The organism is Mucilaginibacter gossypii, assembly GCF_017569325.2.
In the GTDB taxonomy this organism is placed as follows: domain Bacteria; phylum Bacteroidota; class Bacteroidia; order Sphingobacteriales; family Sphingobacteriaceae; genus Mucilaginibacter; species Mucilaginibacter gossypii.
Genome location: NZ_CP071878.2, coordinates 2780847 through 2797563, shown reverse-complemented (window position 1 = coordinate 2797563; position 16717 = coordinate 2780847). Strand labels below are relative to the sequence as shown.

Annotated in this window: 16 protein-coding genes and 1 tRNA gene; 9 read left to right on the top strand and 8 right to left on the bottom strand. The window is 41.3% G+C overall.

Annotation, left to right across the window (positions count from 1 at the left end; genetic code table 11):
* Position 1: 1 nt before the first annotated feature.
* The 7 genes from J3L18_RS11685 to J3L18_RS11655 form a co-directional block, all read right to left on the bottom strand.
* Positions 2-685, bottom strand: a complete 684-nt coding sequence (locus J3L18_RS11685; RefSeq protein WP_129568662.1) for a TolC family protein — start codon at positions 683-685, stop codon at positions 2-4.
* A gap of 4 nt (positions 686-689) precedes the next feature.
* Positions 690-1778 carry a sugar transferase gene (locus J3L18_RS11680; protein ID WP_112655027.1) on the bottom strand — a complete coding sequence of 363 codons (1089 nt, stop codon included), beginning with the start codon at positions 1776-1778 and terminating at the stop codon, positions 690-692.
* Positions 1759-2145, bottom strand: a complete 387-nt coding sequence (locus J3L18_RS11675; RefSeq protein WP_090525064.1) for a response regulator — start codon at positions 2143-2145, stop codon at positions 1759-1761. Before J3L18_RS11675 ends, J3L18_RS11680 begins: the two co-directional genes overlap by 20 nt.
* A 427-nt stretch (positions 2146-2572) precedes the next feature.
* Complete coding sequence (locus tag J3L18_RS11670; protein ID WP_129568661.1) at positions 2573-2956, bottom strand: VOC family protein; 384 nt, start codon at positions 2954-2956, stop codon at positions 2573-2575.
* 64 nt (positions 2957-3020) lie between these two features.
* Entirely contained in the window at positions 3021-3242 is a 222-nt protein-coding gene (locus J3L18_RS11665; protein WP_223266127.1) for a hypothetical protein, read from the bottom strand.
* Between the two features lie 104 nt (positions 3243-3346).
* Positions 3347-3781: a VOC family protein gene (locus tag J3L18_RS11660; RefSeq protein ID WP_091167712.1), complete on the bottom strand. Its 435-nt coding sequence runs from the start codon at positions 3779-3781 to the stop codon at positions 3347-3349.
* Positions 3782-3946: 165 nt separating this feature from the next.
* Positions 3947-4696, bottom strand: a complete 750-nt coding sequence (locus tag J3L18_RS11655) for an NUDIX hydrolase (RefSeq protein WP_091167709.1) — start codon at positions 4694-4696, stop codon at positions 3947-3949.
* Between the two features lie 143 nt (positions 4697-4839).
* On the opposite strand from J3L18_RS11655, the gene J3L18_RS11650 reads away from it, so the two are divergent.
* The 6 genes from J3L18_RS11650 to J3L18_RS11625 all read left to right on the top strand — a co-directional run bounded on the left by J3L18_RS11650 (position 4840) and on the right by J3L18_RS11625 (position 9021).
* Positions 4840-6471 carry a carboxylesterase/lipase family protein gene (locus tag J3L18_RS11650; RefSeq protein ID WP_129568660.1) on the top strand — a complete coding sequence of 544 codons (1632 nt, stop codon included), beginning with the start codon at positions 4840-4842 and terminating at the stop codon, positions 6469-6471.
* Positions 6472-6559: 88 nt separating this feature from the next.
* Complete coding sequence (locus J3L18_RS11645) at positions 6560-6952, top strand: hypothetical protein (protein WP_129568659.1); 393 nt, start codon at positions 6560-6562, stop codon at positions 6950-6952.
* A 102-nt stretch (positions 6953-7054) separates the two neighbouring features.
* Positions 7055-7249: a hypothetical protein gene (locus J3L18_RS11640; RefSeq protein WP_129568658.1), complete on the top strand. Its 195-nt coding sequence runs from the start codon at positions 7055-7057 to the stop codon at positions 7247-7249.
* 50 nt (positions 7250-7299) lie between these two features.
* Positions 7300-7824 carry a Fe-S protein assembly co-chaperone HscB gene (gene hscB / locus J3L18_RS11635; RefSeq protein ID WP_129568657.1) on the top strand — a complete coding sequence of 175 codons (525 nt, stop codon included), beginning with the start codon at positions 7300-7302 and terminating at the stop codon, positions 7822-7824.
* Between the two features lie 19 nt (positions 7825-7843).
* Positions 7844-7923: transfer RNA gene (locus tag J3L18_RS11630), tRNA-Leu, on the top strand.
* A 207-nt stretch (positions 7924-8130) separates the two neighbouring features.
* Positions 8131-9021: an IS1595 family transposase gene (locus tag J3L18_RS11625; RefSeq protein ID WP_189549506.1), complete on the top strand. Its 891-nt coding sequence runs from the start codon at positions 8131-8133 to the stop codon at positions 9019-9021.
* A 34-nt stretch (positions 9022-9055) separates the two neighbouring features.
* Here J3L18_RS11625 and J3L18_RS11620 read toward each other — a convergent pair whose 3' ends face one another.
* Positions 9056-9586 carry a recombinase family protein gene (locus J3L18_RS11620; RefSeq protein ID WP_129567755.1) on the bottom strand — a complete coding sequence of 177 codons (531 nt, stop codon included), beginning with the start codon at positions 9584-9586 and terminating at the stop codon, positions 9056-9058.
* Positions 9587-10386: 800 nt separating this feature from the next.
* On the opposite strand from J3L18_RS11620, the gene J3L18_RS11615 reads away from it, so the two are divergent.
* The 3 genes from J3L18_RS11615 to J3L18_RS11605 are packed head-to-tail and all read left to right on the top strand — an operon-like array spanning position 10387 to position 16364.
* A complete protein-coding gene (locus tag J3L18_RS11615) occupies positions 10387-11781 on the top strand; it encodes a toll/interleukin-1 receptor domain-containing protein (RefSeq protein WP_129567754.1) in 1395 nt (464 codons plus the stop codon).
* Positions 11781-15848 carry an nSTAND1 domain-containing NTPase gene (locus J3L18_RS11610; RefSeq protein WP_311086061.1) on the top strand — a complete coding sequence of 1356 codons (4068 nt, stop codon included), beginning with the start codon at positions 11781-11783 and terminating at the stop codon, positions 15846-15848. Before J3L18_RS11615 ends, J3L18_RS11610 begins: the two co-directional genes overlap by 1 nt.
* 48 nt (positions 15849-15896) lie before the next feature.
* Positions 15897-16364: a DUF4231 domain-containing protein gene (locus J3L18_RS11605; protein WP_091170908.1), complete on the top strand. Its 468-nt coding sequence runs from the start codon at positions 15897-15899 to the stop codon at positions 16362-16364.
* Positions 16365-16717: the final 353 nt, after the last annotated feature.

The following is a 16717-nucleotide window of genomic DNA, read 5'->3' as shown; positions in this document are numbered from 1 at the left end:
TTTACTTAACGTCTTCTAATTTGGTACCCAATAATTCTTCAAGATTGGTCTTGGCTGTAAATGTCGATAATTCAGCTTGTACTTTAAAGGCGTTTTGGCTGTATAAGGTGGTAAGCTGTTCATTATAGATCTGAAAAGTTGTTTCGCCTTTTTGAAACGCGTATTTTAATTGCTTAACAGCACTTTCGGCATCAATTACGGCATTTGCCCTCAGCCTTAGTTCGGCCTGCGCTGCCAGATATGCAAAGTAATAGCGTTTTACCTGGGCTTCAAGGCTTAACATATACTCGGCCTGTTGAAATTCTGCCGCTTTGTAGATTTCTTTCGTTTGCTTGATAACTCCCGGCCTCGAAAACAGGTGTCCTAAGTTTAGCGAAAGGCTTATTTGATAACCTTTAAATATGGTTGGCTGCGAAATGTTGATAGATGTTTGCGGACTATAAATGTAAGATGCAGTTAAACCATCGAGCCATGAAAACACGGCGGAGTTATAAACGGCTTTGGCTGCATTTACCTGGCTTTGACGGGATTTTACTTCGGGGTAGTTTTTTTTAGCAGTTGCTATAAGTTTTTCAAGAAAAGGATAGTTAATGTCACTTACAAATGAAGTTTGCTGCGCATGTGCGCGGGTGGTAAATAATAGAGCAATTATAAAAATATAAATGGGCTTCAGTTTCAGGGGCATATAGTTATACTTTTTCTTTTTGGAATAATGCGGGTACTGTACCTGCAATAATTTTTAAATCTAACCAAATAGAATATTTCTGGGCATAAAAATTATCTAATTTTTTCCTTTCACGTTCAGACATGTCTTCCTTTCCGCGTTTGCTGATCTGCCATAGGCCCGTTAAACCGGCAGGACCAAGAAAACGCATCGACCATTCGTTAGAGGTAAGCATCTCGGCCTCATATAAAGGCAATGGCCTGTTACCAACTACCGACATATCGCCCCGTAGTATATTGAATAATTGCGGTAATTCATCAAGGCTTGAATTGCGTAAGAAATTGCCCAGCTTAGTAATACGCGGATCATTCTTGATTTTCACAAAGGCAACTTTATTGTCGCCCCCTTCGGCGGCATATTGATTGTTTTCGGCAGATAACTTTGCCAGCAGTTGGTCGGCATCGGTACGCATCGATCTGAATTTATAAAAATCAAATACTTTATAACCTGTACCTACGCGTTTGCTTTTGTAAAATACAGGTCCTTTTGAATCCAGCTTAATTAAAATAGCAACTATTAGCATAACAGGCGATAATACAAACATCATACCGCCCGAAATTACCAGATCGATAAGGCGCTTACCTGCCGGCATTTTATAAGTCGTATCAACTACTTTTGAAAGCTCAAGCAATTTGGGCTTTATCAGTTTAAAGCGCACCAAAAAATTAAGCCTTTCGCGCAGGTCACTTATGGCAAACGGTTCGCCATAAAAATCATGAACCTTTAATTTAATGGCTTTTTGCCTTAGAGTTTTATCATTTTGTGATGAAAGAAGTACAATAATTAAACCACTAAGAAGAAAGCTTTGTTTAACTTCTTCAACCATTTTAATCCATTTGCCCTCAGTATCAACTTCAACCAAAATAATATCAGGAACGGATAAAATAGATTGCTCGCCTAAATAATCATTCAACTGGTCAATAGAGTTGTTGTAAGCAATTTTAAAGCCTTCATTTAGTCCAGCCGAAATCATTTCCTTAAACTCGGTGCCGGCATAGGCTATCCTGATATTAGAACCTGAACTTTCGTTCCAATCAGATGTTTGGTGATTCATAAACTTGTAAAACTTGATTAATAGCTGTTTTTAATGCAGTTGGGTTAAACGGCTTGTGAATGTAGGCATCAACCTTAAAAGGCATGTTGCTTACCTGGGCATCAAGATCATGGGCGGCCGATAGCAATATAACAGGTATTTCACGATAAAAGCCACTAATCTTTACGTTCTTAATAAAAGACTGGCCGTCAAAATAAGGCATTTGGAGGTCGGATATAATCAATTCGGGCATATTGCCGTCTTCGAGCCAGCTAAAAGCTTCGATGCCATTATTTTTAACTACAATATCATATTCTTTTGACAGAATGAAGTTGAGTAGTTTTAGTATACTCAAGTCATCATCAACTATAAGTAGCGTTCTTTTCATACTTAATTAATGGGGGTTATTTATAAAAGAGAAGCAAATGTTTTATTAATCAGTTTGTTGTATGTTATTATTATTTATTGTAAATGCTGATATGTAAAAAAAAATATAAATTTAATAAATGTTATTAATGAAAAGAAAATGGTTTATTAGCCGTTTTTAACTAACAGCTAAGTATAAAATAAATAGCCTTACAATTAACGCGTTTTGTTTTTCACTGCAATTGCATGCAAAAAACATTCCTCAAATAAAAAAACAGCCGAAATTAAAGGCTTAGTAGGCTTTTATACGGTTAATATATAAAATGGTTGTGAAAAATTGCGATATTAACGGAAAGTTAATAACCGTCGAGGAATTTATTCCCACGGGGGGTAGCTGTAATTCCCCAAAATGGGATTTAATTTTATACCGGGTATAGGTATTTATAGCGCTATTTTTCTATCACGGATAAAAAATTTCCGGCAGGGTCTTTAAACCAGGCTATTTTTGGACCCCCATCAAGAAAAAGGCCTTTTTCGTTTGTCTTAAAATTCTCCTGGTTATAAATCTCAAACTTAACGCCGCGCGCGCTGAGTTCATCAACTGTTTTTTCCACATCATCAACCGGGAAATTTAAAATGGTGAAGGTAGCCGGGGTATGGTTGGGTTTAGTATATATTAATATGGGGGTGCTCCCTGTAATATTAAGATTAAGTAAGCCTTGCATTTCGGGTACATCACTTACATCTAACCCGAGTACATTAGCATAAAACGCCCTCGCTTTAGCTGTATCATCTACCGAAAATCCGCTGAATGCTTTGCTGTCTTTTAACATGATAGTTGACTTTATGTTATTGATACTACCTTGCTTTTTAATAATTTGTTTTGTAAAAGTGAGTTTAGCCTTCCAAAACTTCGGCCCGGAAACCTAACTCATTTAAAAAATTGATGAGCGAGTGAGCGCATAATGTGCCGCTATCGCACTGCACCCGCAAAATCCGGTCACAATCATCAAGATCGAAATTGGCTTTATGGTTGCCAAACGTGCTATGGATGGCATTCAAAAGCATATTAGCCTGGCGGCGTTTATTTACATTGGTTTTAAAAACTTCTACTATCATAAGCCTGTTTTGGTGTGTACCTAAAACCTTTGGTTGAACAATAGAAATGTTTGATTTTTTAGGGACGGTGATTGGTTCATCCGACCCTAAAAATCAATAAATTATTATTTGGTGGCGTTAGGATTGTGTGTGATCATCCAGTTTATGCCAAACCTGTCGGTAAGCCAGCCAAAATAATCGCCCCAAAACTCATCATGCATAGGCGAAACAGCATTACCGCCTTCGGCTAAACCACTATACAGTTTGTCTGCCTCCTCTCTTGATTCGGCACTTATGGTGAGCGAGAAGTTATTACCCATAGTTACGAATGGCATACCTCCTTCACCAATTGCATCCGTACCCATGAGCATGCTGCCATTAGCAAGGGGTAGTGCAATATGCATAAGCTTATCCTGGTGTTTTTCGGGCGTATTGGCTGCCGCAGGCGAGTCTTTAAAACGCATAACCATTGCAAACTCACCGCCAAATACTGACTTGTAGTGATTAAAAGCTTCTTCGGTATTACCGTTAAAGTTTAAATAAGGATTAATAGCTAACATGATGTTATTGTTTTTATAGATTTATAATTGAGTGATTTTGTGAAAGTAAAATTAAGTCTTGTACCCTAATATAGGAGGGGGGTATCAAGACATGTTAAGGGGTTAATTGCGACATTGTTTCATCACAAAACACACAAATAGATCAATAAAGAAGGTATTGCCGGTTTAGCTATTATCCGCCGGCAGCCTGTTCGAAACAAATTTATACAGATATGGTGCCTTATGCGCGCCGCCAGTCCATTTTTTTGCCACGCGCTCCAAAATACCCAACCCCAGCATTTTACGCTGAAAAGCAGCGCGGATCAGCTTTTTGTTGAGAATGGTTTCGTAGAGCGATTGCAGGTCGCCCATGGTAAATTCCTCGGTCATGAGGTTAAAACCTATTAGCTTTTGGTCAAGCTCGTTCTGCAGGGTTTCCAGTGCTTTATTAATAATTTGCTGATGGTCCTGCATCAGCGCAGGCAGTTCATTCAGGCTGTACCAGTCGCAGCTATCAGATATCTCATCGGGTGTTGGGATAGCCCTGGTAAAATCAACCAGCGCATAGTATCCCACCGAAATAAAACGCTTTAATAACCAGTGATCAGCGGGCGGGTTATAGCCACGGGCCTGCATAATGGCCTTAAGCGGTCCGGGATCATACCGGCTGTAATTGCCAAAAACATAAAACTGTTCCAGGTAAATGTTGGTTAAGGCTGTTCGGCTTTGAAGTACCCGCCGCGCCGCTTCGTTCACATCCTCATTATCATGAATAAAGCCGCCGGGAAGCGCATATAGCCCGGTATTTTTATAAGCCAGAAGCAATACCTTTAACTGGTTGTCATGAAAACCAAAAATAACTGTATCTACAGCAAGACCTGGTAGAAAACCCTCGCCCGCGATGTTATTTTCCAGTTGGTGAAACTCTTTATTCATGTATCGTAACAAAACAAAGGCACAAGTAAATAAAAAAAATTGATAGCTATCGAAAAATAATTTATTATTGTAACAAATTGATACAATAAGGATCGAATTCAAAAAATCTCCATCAATTAAACCAGACTAACCAAATACCAGTAATGAAGAAACCAATTTTAGTAATGCTGTTGCTTGCACAAGTTGCCTCGGTAAAGGTAATGGCGCAGCTATCGGCAAACAAAACCGCCGTTGAGAACGGCGCGCTTGAGGGTACTCGCGAAGCGTCAAACGTATTAAGTTTTAAAGGTATTCCGTTTGCACAGCCGCCCGTGGGCGATTTGCGCTGGAAGGAGCCTCAGCCCGCCAAAAACTGGGAGGGTACATTAAAAGCCGATCATTTTGGCCATAACCCCATGCAGAAGCCCATTTTTGGTGATATGGGCTTTCGTTCATCAGGTATGAACGAAGATTGTTTATACCTAAACGTATGGACGCCGGCAAAATCAGCCAAAGAGAAGTTGCCTGTATTGGTTTATTTTTACGGCGGGGGCTTAATGGCCGGTGATGGTTCTGAGTCGCGCTATGATGGCGAAAGCATGGCTAAAAAAGGCATCGTAGCGCTAACAGTAAATTACAGGCTTGGTGTATTTGGTTTTTTTTCGCATCCCGAATTAACTAAAGAATCACCTAACCATTCGTCGGGCAACTATGGGTACCTTGATCAGCACCTGGCCTTGCTGTGGGTACAAAAAAATATAGCTGCCTTTGGCGGCGATCCCAAACGTGTTACCATTGCGGGTGAATCGGCAGGGTCTATCTCCGTATCGGTACAAATGGCTTCACCTTTATCAAAAGACCTGATCGCGGGTGTTATCGGCGAGAGTGGCGCGGGTATCAAACCAACACTTTTCCCTATACCATTAGCTGACGCTGAACAAAACGGCCTTAAGTTTGCCGCTAACGAGAAAGCCAATACCCTGGCCGATCTCCGGGCTATACCCGCCGAACAATTGTTGAACGATGCTTTTAAACCTGGTACGCCGCCAATGTCGGCCACTATTGATAATTACTTGCTGCCAAAATCGTTGCCTGAGATCTTCATGGCGGGCCAACAGGCTAAAGTTCCTTTGTTAGTGGGCTGGAACTCGGCCGAAGTACCATTCCAGTTCATGATGCGCGGCGATGCGCCAACGCTTGAAAATTATACCAAAACGCTGAAACAATTATATGGTGACAGGGCAGAGGAAGCATTGAAACTATACCCGGCTGCTAATGACGGGGAAGTGATCAAAGTTGCAACCGACTTGTCGAGCGACCGGTTTATCGTATACAGCACCTGGAAATGGGCCGACTTACAGGTACAAACCGGAGGGAAGCCGGTTTATCGTTACCTGTTTTCACGGGTTCGCCCGGCCATGGTAGCTTCTATGGGGAATGCCACCCCGGGGCTTGCCGGCGGTGTGGTTAAAGGCGATGCCGCAAAACCGGCCCCGAAAATGCCGCCACCTGTGGGTGCTGCCCATGCTTCAGAAATTGAATATGCCATGGGGAACCTGGCTGGGAACAAAACCTATGCCTGGACACCCGATGATTTCAAAGTATCCGAAACCATGGAAAACTACTTTGCCAACTTTATAAAAACTGCCAACCCTAACGGCGCAGGCTTGCCAAAATGGTCGGCAATTAAGGATAACAATCATGTTAAATTCATGAATATTGACGTTAAAAGCGAGGAGATGCCGGAGGTTAGCCGGGCGCGCTACCTGTTTTTGGACAAAGATTACATGAAATAAGAAATAAGATTTTTTCAGACCAATGGGCTGGCTCCTGTGATTTTTCGCAGGGGCCTTTTTTGTGGATCAATATCATTACATTTATATAATGAAATTTTGTCCGGTAAAAAGCGTGTTATCCAAATGGTTGTTAACAGCTATGGTAATGCTTTGCTTTTTTACTTTTTCGGGGCTTACTATCCAAACCACAAATAAGGCAGCTCTTCCCGATACAACTTTGGTTGCCGGTTTTGTAAACAGGGTCTCAAAATCATTTTCATATAAAGCTGCTGTTAAAACGGCTAAGCGGAATAATTGTTCAACTTTAATTTCCGGGGATATCAGTCTGCCCGCGTTAAGCTTTTTGCATAGCCTGGAAGCCGATATCAGCATTAAACAAACTTCGAAATTGTTTATACCCGGCAGACTCAACAAACAGGCTCTTTTCAATAAAGATTTCAATCCGGATTTAGGCGATGCCGATAATTCCCTCATAGGATAATTCTTCCTTACTGATTATCCAATGTGGTAATCATTCCCATTTAAATTATTTAGGGACAAACCCTAAAAGGATAATACCTGTCGTTTATTTTCTGAGATCGAAATGAAAAGACTTAAAAAGTTCATAAGGCTTTGCGGGCTTATATTGTTTATGGCATTGGCCACTGCCGGGATAGGTATATTGGGCGTAGCGCCCACTTTAACTAAAGACAGAAAGCTGTTTGTAGATATGCACCCCAAAACAGAATTGGTAGAAAAAGCCGAAACCGACCAATGCATAGCAGATAACTTATTTTAACATGAAGTTGATAGCGGCATGGATAACTTGTTAATAGTTATCTTTGCCCTATGAACTATTTTGAATTTTACGGTATCGCTGAATCTTTTAAGGTTGACCAGGCGCTACTTAAGAAAAAGTTTTACGAGCTGAGCAAGCTTTACCATCCAGATTTTTATGCCAATGAGGATGAAATCAGGCAGCAGGAGATCCTGGAGTTATCTACCTTAAATAACAAGGCTTACCACGCGCTTGGCGACCCGGCAAAACGTTTAGAATACATTTTAAAACTGCACGACCTGGTATCTGAAGGGGCAAAACCACAATTGCCTGCAGATTTTTTAATGGAAATGATGGATATCAATGAGCGGCTTATGGAAGTTGATGATGCAACGCACCTGGCTGCCATAACCGCAGAAACACTTGCTATTGAAGGGGATATGAATGAAGAGCTGGAGAAGCTGACCAAAGATTATGAAAAGTTGGACGATGCCGCGAAGGAAAGCCGCCGGATAGAAATTGCAAATATTTACTATAAACAAAAATATCTGTTGCGAATTAAGGAGAGTTTATCTACATTTGCAGCCCGCTTGTAAGGAAAGACACTTACAACATGCCCAGCTGGCGGAATTGGTAGACGCGCTGGTCTCAAACACCTGTGGGAAACCGTGCCGGTTCGACTCCGGCGCTGGGTACTAACCGGGCTCAAGCCCAAAATCCGAGAGGGTTGCTCATAAAAAAGCAACCCTTTCTCTTTGACTTTCAGTGCGTTATCATAGAACGCCGGATCAACAAAAGTGGTTCTAAACATTTCCCCACCCCACGACAGATTATCTTTGAACACCCCCCTAATGAGAGTAATAGCCCATGAAAAGGCAGGAATAATTTGTATATTTATGATAATGAATATCATAGAGACGATTAAGCGTTTTCCAGATCAGTCCAGTTGCATAGACTATCTTGAAGGATTAAGATGGCAAGGATTGCCAGAATGCCCGTATTGCAACAGCAAACGGAGCAGCAAGCGCCAGGAAAGCCAACGGCATATTTGCAATAGCTGTAACCGCAGCTATAGCGTTTTGGTCGGCACTGTTTTCGAGGGCACCAAACTTCCTTTGCCGCAATGGTTTTTGGCTATTTCATTAATGCTGAATGCGAAAAAGGGGTTATCTGCACGTCAGTTAAGCAGGGATCTGGGATGCAATCGTAAGACAGGCTGGTATTTGCAGATGCGGATACGGGAAGCCATGCGGGACGGCGGGGATGGCGGTTTGTTTAAGGGTATTGTTGAGGTAGATGAGACTTATTTAGGTGGTAAAAAAGCCAATCACTCAAAGAAAAAGCGGCAGGAAAGGCGCGATAATAATTTGCAGGTCACCGGCATGCAGGATAAACAGCCCGTGATTGGGTTATTGGAGCGGGATGGCCGTCTAAAGCTTCAGGTCATAGATAAGGCACATGGGAAAACGCTCAAACCCATTGTTGAACAATCAGTGAGCACAGATGCTACTATTGTAACGGACGGCTTTGGTGGATATGCCGGTTTAAATAAAATATTCCGTGAACATCAGGTATTAAACAAGGAAAAAGAAGAGTATGCCCGGGGAGAGTATCACACCAATACGATTGAGGGCTTTTGGACATTGTTAAAACGGGGGATATATGGTCAATACCATAAAGTATCGCTCAGACATTTGCAATCATACCTGAATGAGTTCACATTTAAATATAACAATAGAGGCAATAACCAGGTGTTTAACTTTTTAATTAACAAAATGGCTACTGCCTCTTGATGGGCTATTACTCTAATGAGGGTATGTTTCTGAATTATGTTCCCTTTTTTCTTCCTTTTGACCATCCTGCCGTCATGCTTTTGCCGCGCCAGCATTTTAAAACCCCTCTTAACGGGAAATCTTCCGCAGGTTGAACCCTTGTACGGCGTTTGGCAGTTGCCAGCATATTTTGCACCAGCCAAAATTCCGTATCAGATATGATTGGATCATGCAGTCCCTTGACGTATTTTTCGGGTAGTTCACCCAATGCAGGAACCTTAATTAATCCAACATATACGCAATTCTGAAGGATGCTCTGAATTGTCGATTTACCCGTCAAAGTGCATCCCATCGCTTTCGCATTCTTGTAAATGATATACTGTGGAAGACCGGCAATATAGTCCTTAAAGATATGTTCGACAATCAAAGTGCGGGGCTTGTCAATCTCTATCAGATTGCGTTTAGTACCATCAATCACATTTTTATAGCCAAATAAAGTACGGCCTAAATAACGCCCGCTTTCTTTTGCATTCCTGATGCCCTGCTTTGTACGTTTCCCGATATTGAACAGTTCTTTATTGGCCATCAGAAAGGTCTTGTTTATAAAAATGAATTAACAAAATTAACCTTATTTAGATGAATGAATATTTAGGAGTCGTTCATCGACCTGTTTTCCAAAAGTTCCAGGCATTAGTTACACTGCAACAATTTTGTAATCCTAAACGCCTACTTGAGAGTGATCAACTCAACTTATTAGTTTAAAGATGAAATAAAATAGTTAAGTATACTTTAAGTGTAGGTATTGGGTCAATCAAAAACGGCTTAGATATTTCAAATCGCCTCAATCTTCAAATAAAGCGGCAAATCGTGTCAGGTCATCGATAAGTTTGTTCGTGTATACGACGGGTTTGAGTACTGAAAACGGCTTTAATTATCAAAGAAAGTGCAAAACCGCTTTAAGTCAACAATAAATTGTTTTGTGTAGACGACGGGATTGAGTACAGAGCCGGAATTAGTTCTAATTTTAGTTCTAACTTCGTTTTTTTTTATGTAACCCACTCTGTTTATTTAAAATATAAACGCCCATTCAGAATAGCCTACGAGTCCTACACACATTATTCCATTTTTAATTGACGATTAAGGGATTTAGAACACCCTAAATTTGCCAGTAGTAGCCGAATAACACCTTTTTGCAGTAAAAACGTATTAATACGCGCTAAACTCAGTATAAATACGCTTGCGATTCGGATTATGCAGTGCCATATTTGAATAGGTTGCGATAAAATTATTTATGGATTTAACTATAGTTATATATGCTATGTTTATAAATTATTTAGACAAACCATCTGTTACTATTTATCAGTCAGTGCTTTAACGTTACCCGCTATGATTAATCTCTTTATTTCATATTCGCACGAGGACGAAAGGCATCTCAAACAGTTAAGGACTTTTCTTTCAGACAGGAATTGCCCCAACATCAGAATATGGGACGATGGAAAAATAGAACCTGGAGCAGAATGGGACGCCGAGATAAAAAACAGGCTTGATGAAGCACATATCGTGCTGCTTTTAATCACTCAAACTTTCTTAAACTCCAGGTATATTAATAACGTTGAGCTAAATACCGCATTGGAAAACCTGGATAAGAAAAAAACAAGGGTGGTGCCGATTTTTGTAAAAGATTGTTTTCTTGAGCCCTATCCTCAGATAACCAGGCTCCAGGGGCTGCCAGACAATAAACGTTTTCTATCTACATTAGGCGATGCTGCAGACAGGGAATACGTTCAGATCGTAAAAAAAATAAATGAAATTGCGGGCGAAATGCTTACAGATCTGCAGATTCGTAAGTCAATCGATCAGCAGGATGAACAAAGCCGGGCGGCAAAAGATATTGAGATGCTGAGCGATAACCGTAAGGTGTTTCTGTCCATTCCTGATTCTTTAAGCGGACGGGAAAAGCGGAAAGAGTTTCTTTATGTAGTTATGGGGCGCAAACAATATGAAAACTGGCCTTACGAAATTGTTCCCGGTATTAAAGATTGGGAAGCGATTGAAAAGTTACCAGAAACCGAAAGAAGCGACCGCATGCTCAAGCTGATAAAGGAATGTGCCTTTGCTATTCATATCATGATGACCGCCGATGAATTGGATGAAGGGTTTGATTTATTGCAATATAACCTTGCTATAACACACGAAAAGCAGGCCGCTTTTTTTAGCAATATCCTTTGGTTGCCCAACCCGCTTGTTAGCCAGGAACTGGATGAAAAGCTGTTGATGCACCCCACCGTACTTGGAAATAATTTTGAAACGATTTTTCGGATGATTGAAGATAAGAATGCCGAGAAGGAGGCCAGGATAAAAGCGATGCGACATGATTTTGCTCCGCACAAAAAGGTATACATGTTTTATGATTTTGAAAAAGACCATAACAGCATGCTGCGTATTAAACTTAAAAACATGATGGAAACCGACAAACGGATCCTCATTAATTTCAGCATACCGGGCATTCCATTTGAAAAAGATCGCGCGGAAGCACAAGAAAGCGAGGGGATTTGTTTGTATTACGGGCAGTCGAACCCGGAGTGGTTTGTTATAAGGCAGTCAATGCTTATAGACGCCAAAGGCAATCAACAGAAAATGCTGTGCATAGATGATCCTGATATTGATTTAAAATATGACCGGGATGTAAGCAAGAATGCTTTTAATCATATTATAAAAGGCAAAGACAGAATAGATTTTGAACTTGAAGGTTTTATCAACGGACTTTTTGCACCGAAGTAATGAACAACCCAAATCAATCGCCAAAGGTATCAGCAGTAGATAACGGTGCGGGATTGTCTGGCATGTGTTATCAATTGGATGAATTTTACCTGGACTTGCAGGAAGATGGTAATCATATCCGATTACTGACCCCTGCCGAAATAAAGAAAAATCCTTTTCCCGGCCTGCGGCCTTACCGCACATCTGAATTTCAGCTTTTCAAAGGCAGGGGCGGGCAGGCCGAGGAACTGATCAGGCGGCTTCAAAACAATAAATTCCTTGCGGTTATTGGTAGTTCGGGTACGGGTAAATCATCTTTGGTGCGCGCCGGCCTCATTCCGCAACTCTTCGGTGGTTATCTGCATGGTACAAGCAACAGATGGGACGTAGCTATTTGCCGGCCCGGAGCTGATCCTATAGAAAACCTTGCTATCGCGTTGGCCAGTATACGAAGCAGTTCAAGGAGCAAAGAAGTGATCGAGCACGATTTCAGGGAGATCTACCCACAATTACTTAGGTCCATTTATGGATTGTTGGATGTTGCCAGATTGCTTAATGAGGGCAAAAAAGAAGGAAAAAAACGAAACCTGCTTGTAATTATTGATCAATTTGAAGAATTATTTCGTTTTACAGCAAAAAGCGGGCTGATGGACGGGCATCAGACCCAGTTTGTAAACCTGTTGCTGAAAGCTGCCACAACTAAAGATGATCCTGTTTACGTAATTACCACCATGCGGTCGGAATTTCTTGGCGATTGTGTCCGTTTTCAGGGCTTACCTGAGGCTATTAACCGGAGTCAGTATCTTGTGCCGCAACTTGACCGGCCACAATTGAAGGAAGTAATAGAAGGTCCGCTTTTGCTGGCGGAAAAGAGCATAGCATCCGGGCTTATCGAACTGCTGATCAACAAGATTGAAGAAAATAAGTTAAAAGATAACCTTGATCAACTGCCAATTTTGCAGCATGCGCTAATGCGAACGTATCGGCAATCATCTGATAGATCAATTAACGGAGAGATTGTATATGACGATTACAAGGCCGTTGGCGGAATGGAGGAATCTTTATCGCGCCATGCAAGCGATAAATTCCGGGAGTTAGGTGATAAAGACAACCAAGCAAAGCTTTCAAAAAAGCAGCAGATTGCTAAACTGATTTTCCAGGCCATTACTGACCAAAGTAAGGGCGGACAAAAAGGGGGGCGTCGGCCGCTTCCACTCGGTAAAATATATGACCTATGCAAACCGCTCCCTGCAAATGAGGAAGAAATAAATGCCGTTATTGCGTATTTCAGGGCAACAGATACTTCTTTTCTGATGCCGCCCCCCTCTACGCCATTAAATCCGGAGCTTGTTATCGACATCTCACATGAAAGCCTGATGCGAAACTGGGTTGAACTCCGTACCTGGATCAACGAAGAAACCGCGAACGGAAAACTTTATACCAGGCTTAATGAAAGAAGAGAGCTTTATGAACACGATCCTTCGGATGTTATAAAGGGTGTATTACTACGTGAACTGAAAGAGCTGGTGGAGAAGATAAAAATTACGGCAGCATGGGCTTCACGTTACCATCAAACCCCGCAAGAAGAGGGTGCTGAACCTGATCATGAGTTTCTTAAAGAAAAGAATCTTGCCTTCCTGGATTATAGCATAAGAAAGGAGGATCAGGAGACAGAGGAGCAAAAATTAGAGATTGAGGCAGAAGTCAGGAGGCAGGAACGGGAAAGGAACAGGAAGATTTTAATGTTTATACTTTCTTTCGGTTTAGTACTGACATTGATAGTTGCAGCATGGGCTATTCAGCAAAAGGCAGAGGCAAACCGGCAAAAGGCAGAGGCGAACAAAAACCTTGTAGAAGCGCAAAAAAGTGCCCGAATAGCTCAAAACGCAAAGATCAGGGCAGACAAATATCTGGAACAGACCACACTTGTTAACAACGAGCTCATAAAAAGCCAGGCCGGCCTTCAATTGCAACTAAAACATAATGATTCACTTACTAATTCGCTTCGCAAAGTTTCAAAAGAAGTGGCGAGTCAGAAAAAAGCGATTGAACTACAACTAACCATCAACGCGCTTCAAAAGGAACATTTTTATAAGGTAAGTGGACTAAGTGACAAGCTCAAGGGCGATATGTTGGGTAATGTGTTAAAAGGAAAGCTGGAACGTTCTGGAACGGTAGATGTAGAAAAATATATTGACAATAATAAACTTCAACTTCTGAACAGGGCTGCGATAGCATTTGATACTATACCAGCCAATGCTATTTTGGGACTGAGAATGGCAGACACCTTGTGGAACATGCATTCAGAAAACATTTACCTGAGTCAAATCATCAGGACTATTTTCGAAACCAATCTTTTTCCCGATAATATCCTGAACGTGGGAGATGACGAAAATCTTAAAATTTCGCCCGCCGGAACCGATGGTTTTTATGCTATCGGCAGCGACTCCCTGTTCTCCCTTCGTTATGATCCGGTTGGCAAAATGATTGAGCTACGTCAGGCTTACCGGATCAAAGGGGGATCCCTTGGATGGAAAGCATACATTTCGATAAACAACAACGGGTTGCTTGCACTTGACCGGGGCAATTTGATTTATTGGGATAAAGGTTGTGAATCTTTATTAGATACTATTCCATCACCTGCATATGCAGTTTTTACTCCTGGCGGAAAACAGCTTATTACTTCCCTGCGGGATTCGGTTACGCTCTGGAATCTGGATCAATTAAAAACGGGCCCCGGGTTTGGCAGGATGAAGGGGAAATTCCTTACAGCTAAACAGAATATCAAAGGTTTAACAGTGTCGCCCGATGGCTTAAAGTTGTTGATTCAAACCTCAGAGTATGACGAGGCATGGGATATTAATAATATGGTAAAGCTTACTTTAAGAAATAATTATTACCTCAAGGGGACAAACTATGTAAGTTTTACTCCGAACAGCGATAATTTATTGGTAGTATGGGGAAATAGCATATACCTGACAAAGTTTGATGGGAGAGTTTTAAATATCGTTTCCTGGCCTTTGCCCGGCAATGGTTTAGACCAGGGCTATAACAGCTCAAAAATTGATAAGATTATGCTTTCTGCCGATTGGAAAAAAGCTATAGTATTATCAAGAAGAGGCACTTTTTTGATTGAGTCGGCTGGCGATTCCTTATTACATAATATGTCTGCAAACCAGATGACGCGTAGTTATGCAAGGAAAAAAATCTATCCGGATATAAAAGTGAAGAGGTTCAGCAATGGGAATACACCAATTAAAGACGCGAAATTTATTGATGATATAACTGCAGTGATGACCGACAACGACGGGCTTGTGAGTCTTTGGAATACACGTAACAATTCGAGGGCTGATATAAACGAAAGTTTTGGCCGATTAAAGGGCTTTCTTAAACAATCAGAGGAAGAAAAGCTTGAAAGTGGCCTGCTTTCTTATGATTACATCATGCATTCTAACAATGTTAGATTGGTCAGAAAGTCGGTTTTTTATTTTTTTCCGCATACCCCGGATTCGTACAATGAGATGCCGATGGATACCCTTATCAAGGTCAAAGCTTTGTTAACGCATGCGTTACAAATAAACCACACCAGCCAACGGCGATATGAGCTGTGGCAACTCGCCATGGTCAATAATCAAATGATTGCCGAGATGCCAGAAGTTGACCTTTCTGTTTACAGCGAAAAAGCTAAACTTTCAGCGGAGAATATAAAACTTTATAACGAATATCTGGCTCTCACTCCCAATGATGCAGAAGCGCAACGATTATTGTCTGTTTCATATGGTTCGCTTTCTTTCTACAAAATTTTTGAACGGGATTACACTGCTGCAATTGCTGCAGCAAAAAAGGGACTGGAGCTCGGTCCCGGTGAAATTTGGATCTACACTAACCTGGCGCTTGGCAATCTGCTACAGGGAAATTATACAGAGGCAGAACTATTGTACCGGAATTATAAGGATGTTTTGTACCGGAGTCAGACAATTAAGGTGAGTTTCCTGGATGATTTTGAGAAAATGCAACAAACGAAAGTTATTACTGGAAAAGAACCCGCCGTATTGAAGATTAAAGAAATTTTAAACGCCAACCCATAGGCATAGTGCTTTTAAAAAAGCAAAAGCTTATGCCATTTATCTGCCATTATGGAACAGAATGATTTTCAAAAGTATGTTGAAGACAGGTATCGTCATCAAATGGAGTATTACAAGACAACCTCGGCTAAAAACCATCGTCTCTACAGGAATTTTCAGTGGACTCTGATAATTCTGTCGTTATTGACTCCGGTATTTACGGCGTTAAAATTAGGAGGTAACGCCGCCCCTGGCAGTGGACTGGGCGTTGATTGGACTATCCTGACATTGATTATATCGAGTGCGGTTGCCATTCTCACTACCGCACTAAAAACCTTCAATTATCAGGAACTTTGGGTAACAGCACGTACCACTTACGAACAGCTCAAACCGGAGATCCATTATTACAATTTTAACCTGGGGCCTTACGCCAAGCCCGATCAAAATAAGGAAGGTTTATTTGTTACGCGGGTTGAAGCAATACTAAGTTCAGAGCACGATTTATGGCCACCGGCGAAAATGCAAACCGAAAAAAAATAGAATAGCTGCTTCATTGCTTCGCCGCTTACACTCTACTTCCTGGAAAATTGGCTCGAAAAATATGCTTACGGCGTGAGTATTGGTCCAGGGGTATTTATCGCATCCTGGATAGCGGCGATCGTGATCACCCTGTTCACTATCATTTTTCAGGCTATAAAAGCTGCGTTGACCAACCCAGTGAAAAGTTTGCGGAGTGAATGATTTATAGGAACCGCTGAAAATGCTTAAATCCGCAAACTGGGATCTGAGGCTTAATTGAACATTAGTAGGTGCGTTCCGTGGTGAGATACGTAACGCATTCTTAAACGTGTAAATCATGTTACAAAAGTGTTACAGTAACATTTCAGCGAAGG

What these genes read in the sequence shown, in the direction of transcription:
- J3L18_RS11655 (WP_091167709.1), bottom strand. Translation starts at nt 4,696, where the DNA reads ATGAATAAAGAGTTTCACCAACTGGAAAATAACATCGCGGGCGAGGGT.
- J3L18_RS11650 (WP_129568660.1), top strand. Translation starts at nt 4,840, where the DNA reads ATGAAGAAACCAATTTTAGTAATGCTGTTGCTTGCACAAGTTGCCTCG.
- J3L18_RS11685 (WP_129568662.1), bottom strand. Translation starts at nt 685, where the DNA reads ATGCCCCTGAAACTGAAGCCCATTTATATTTTTATAATTGCTCTATTA.
- J3L18_RS11675 (WP_090525064.1), bottom strand. Translation starts at nt 2,145, where the DNA reads ATGAAAAGAACGCTACTTATAGTTGATGATGACTTGAGTATACTAAAA.
- J3L18_RS11640 (WP_129568658.1), top strand. Translation starts at nt 7,055, where the DNA reads ATGAAAAGACTTAAAAAGTTCATAAGGCTTTGCGGGCTTATATTGTTT.
- J3L18_RS11660 (WP_091167712.1), bottom strand. Translation starts at nt 3,781, where the DNA reads ATGTTAGCTATTAATCCTTATTTAAACTTTAACGGTAATACCGAAGAA.
- J3L18_RS11665 (WP_223266127.1), bottom strand. Translation starts at nt 3,242, where the DNA reads ATGATAGTAGAAGTTTTTAAAACCAATGTAAATAAACGCCGCCAGGCT.
- hscB (WP_129568657.1), top strand. Translation starts at nt 7,300, where the DNA reads ATGAACTATTTTGAATTTTACGGTATCGCTGAATCTTTTAAGGTTGAC.
- J3L18_RS11670 (WP_129568661.1), bottom strand. Translation starts at nt 2,956, where the DNA reads ATGTTAAAAGACAGCAAAGCATTCAGCGGATTTTCGGTAGATGATACA.
- J3L18_RS11610 (WP_311086061.1), top strand. Translation starts at nt 11,781, where the DNA reads ATGAACAACCCAAATCAATCGCCAAAGGTATCAGCAGTAGATAACGGT.
- J3L18_RS11625 (WP_189549506.1), top strand. Translation starts at nt 8,131, where the DNA reads ATGAATATCATAGAGACGATTAAGCGTTTTCCAGATCAGTCCAGTTGC.
- J3L18_RS11615 (WP_129567754.1), top strand. Translation starts at nt 10,387, where the DNA reads ATGATTAATCTCTTTATTTCATATTCGCACGAGGACGAAAGGCATCTC.
- J3L18_RS11620 (WP_129567755.1), bottom strand. Translation starts at nt 9,586, where the DNA reads ATGGCCAATAAAGAACTGTTCAATATCGGGAAACGTACAAAGCAGGGC.
- J3L18_RS11645 (WP_129568659.1), top strand. Translation starts at nt 6,560, where the DNA reads ATGAAATTTTGTCCGGTAAAAAGCGTGTTATCCAAATGGTTGTTAACA.
- J3L18_RS11680 (WP_112655027.1), bottom strand. Translation starts at nt 1,778, where the DNA reads ATGAATCACCAAACATCTGATTGGAACGAAAGTTCAGGTTCTAATATC.
- J3L18_RS11605 (WP_091170908.1), top strand. Translation starts at nt 15,897, where the DNA reads ATGGAACAGAATGATTTTCAAAAGTATGTTGAAGACAGGTATCGTCAT.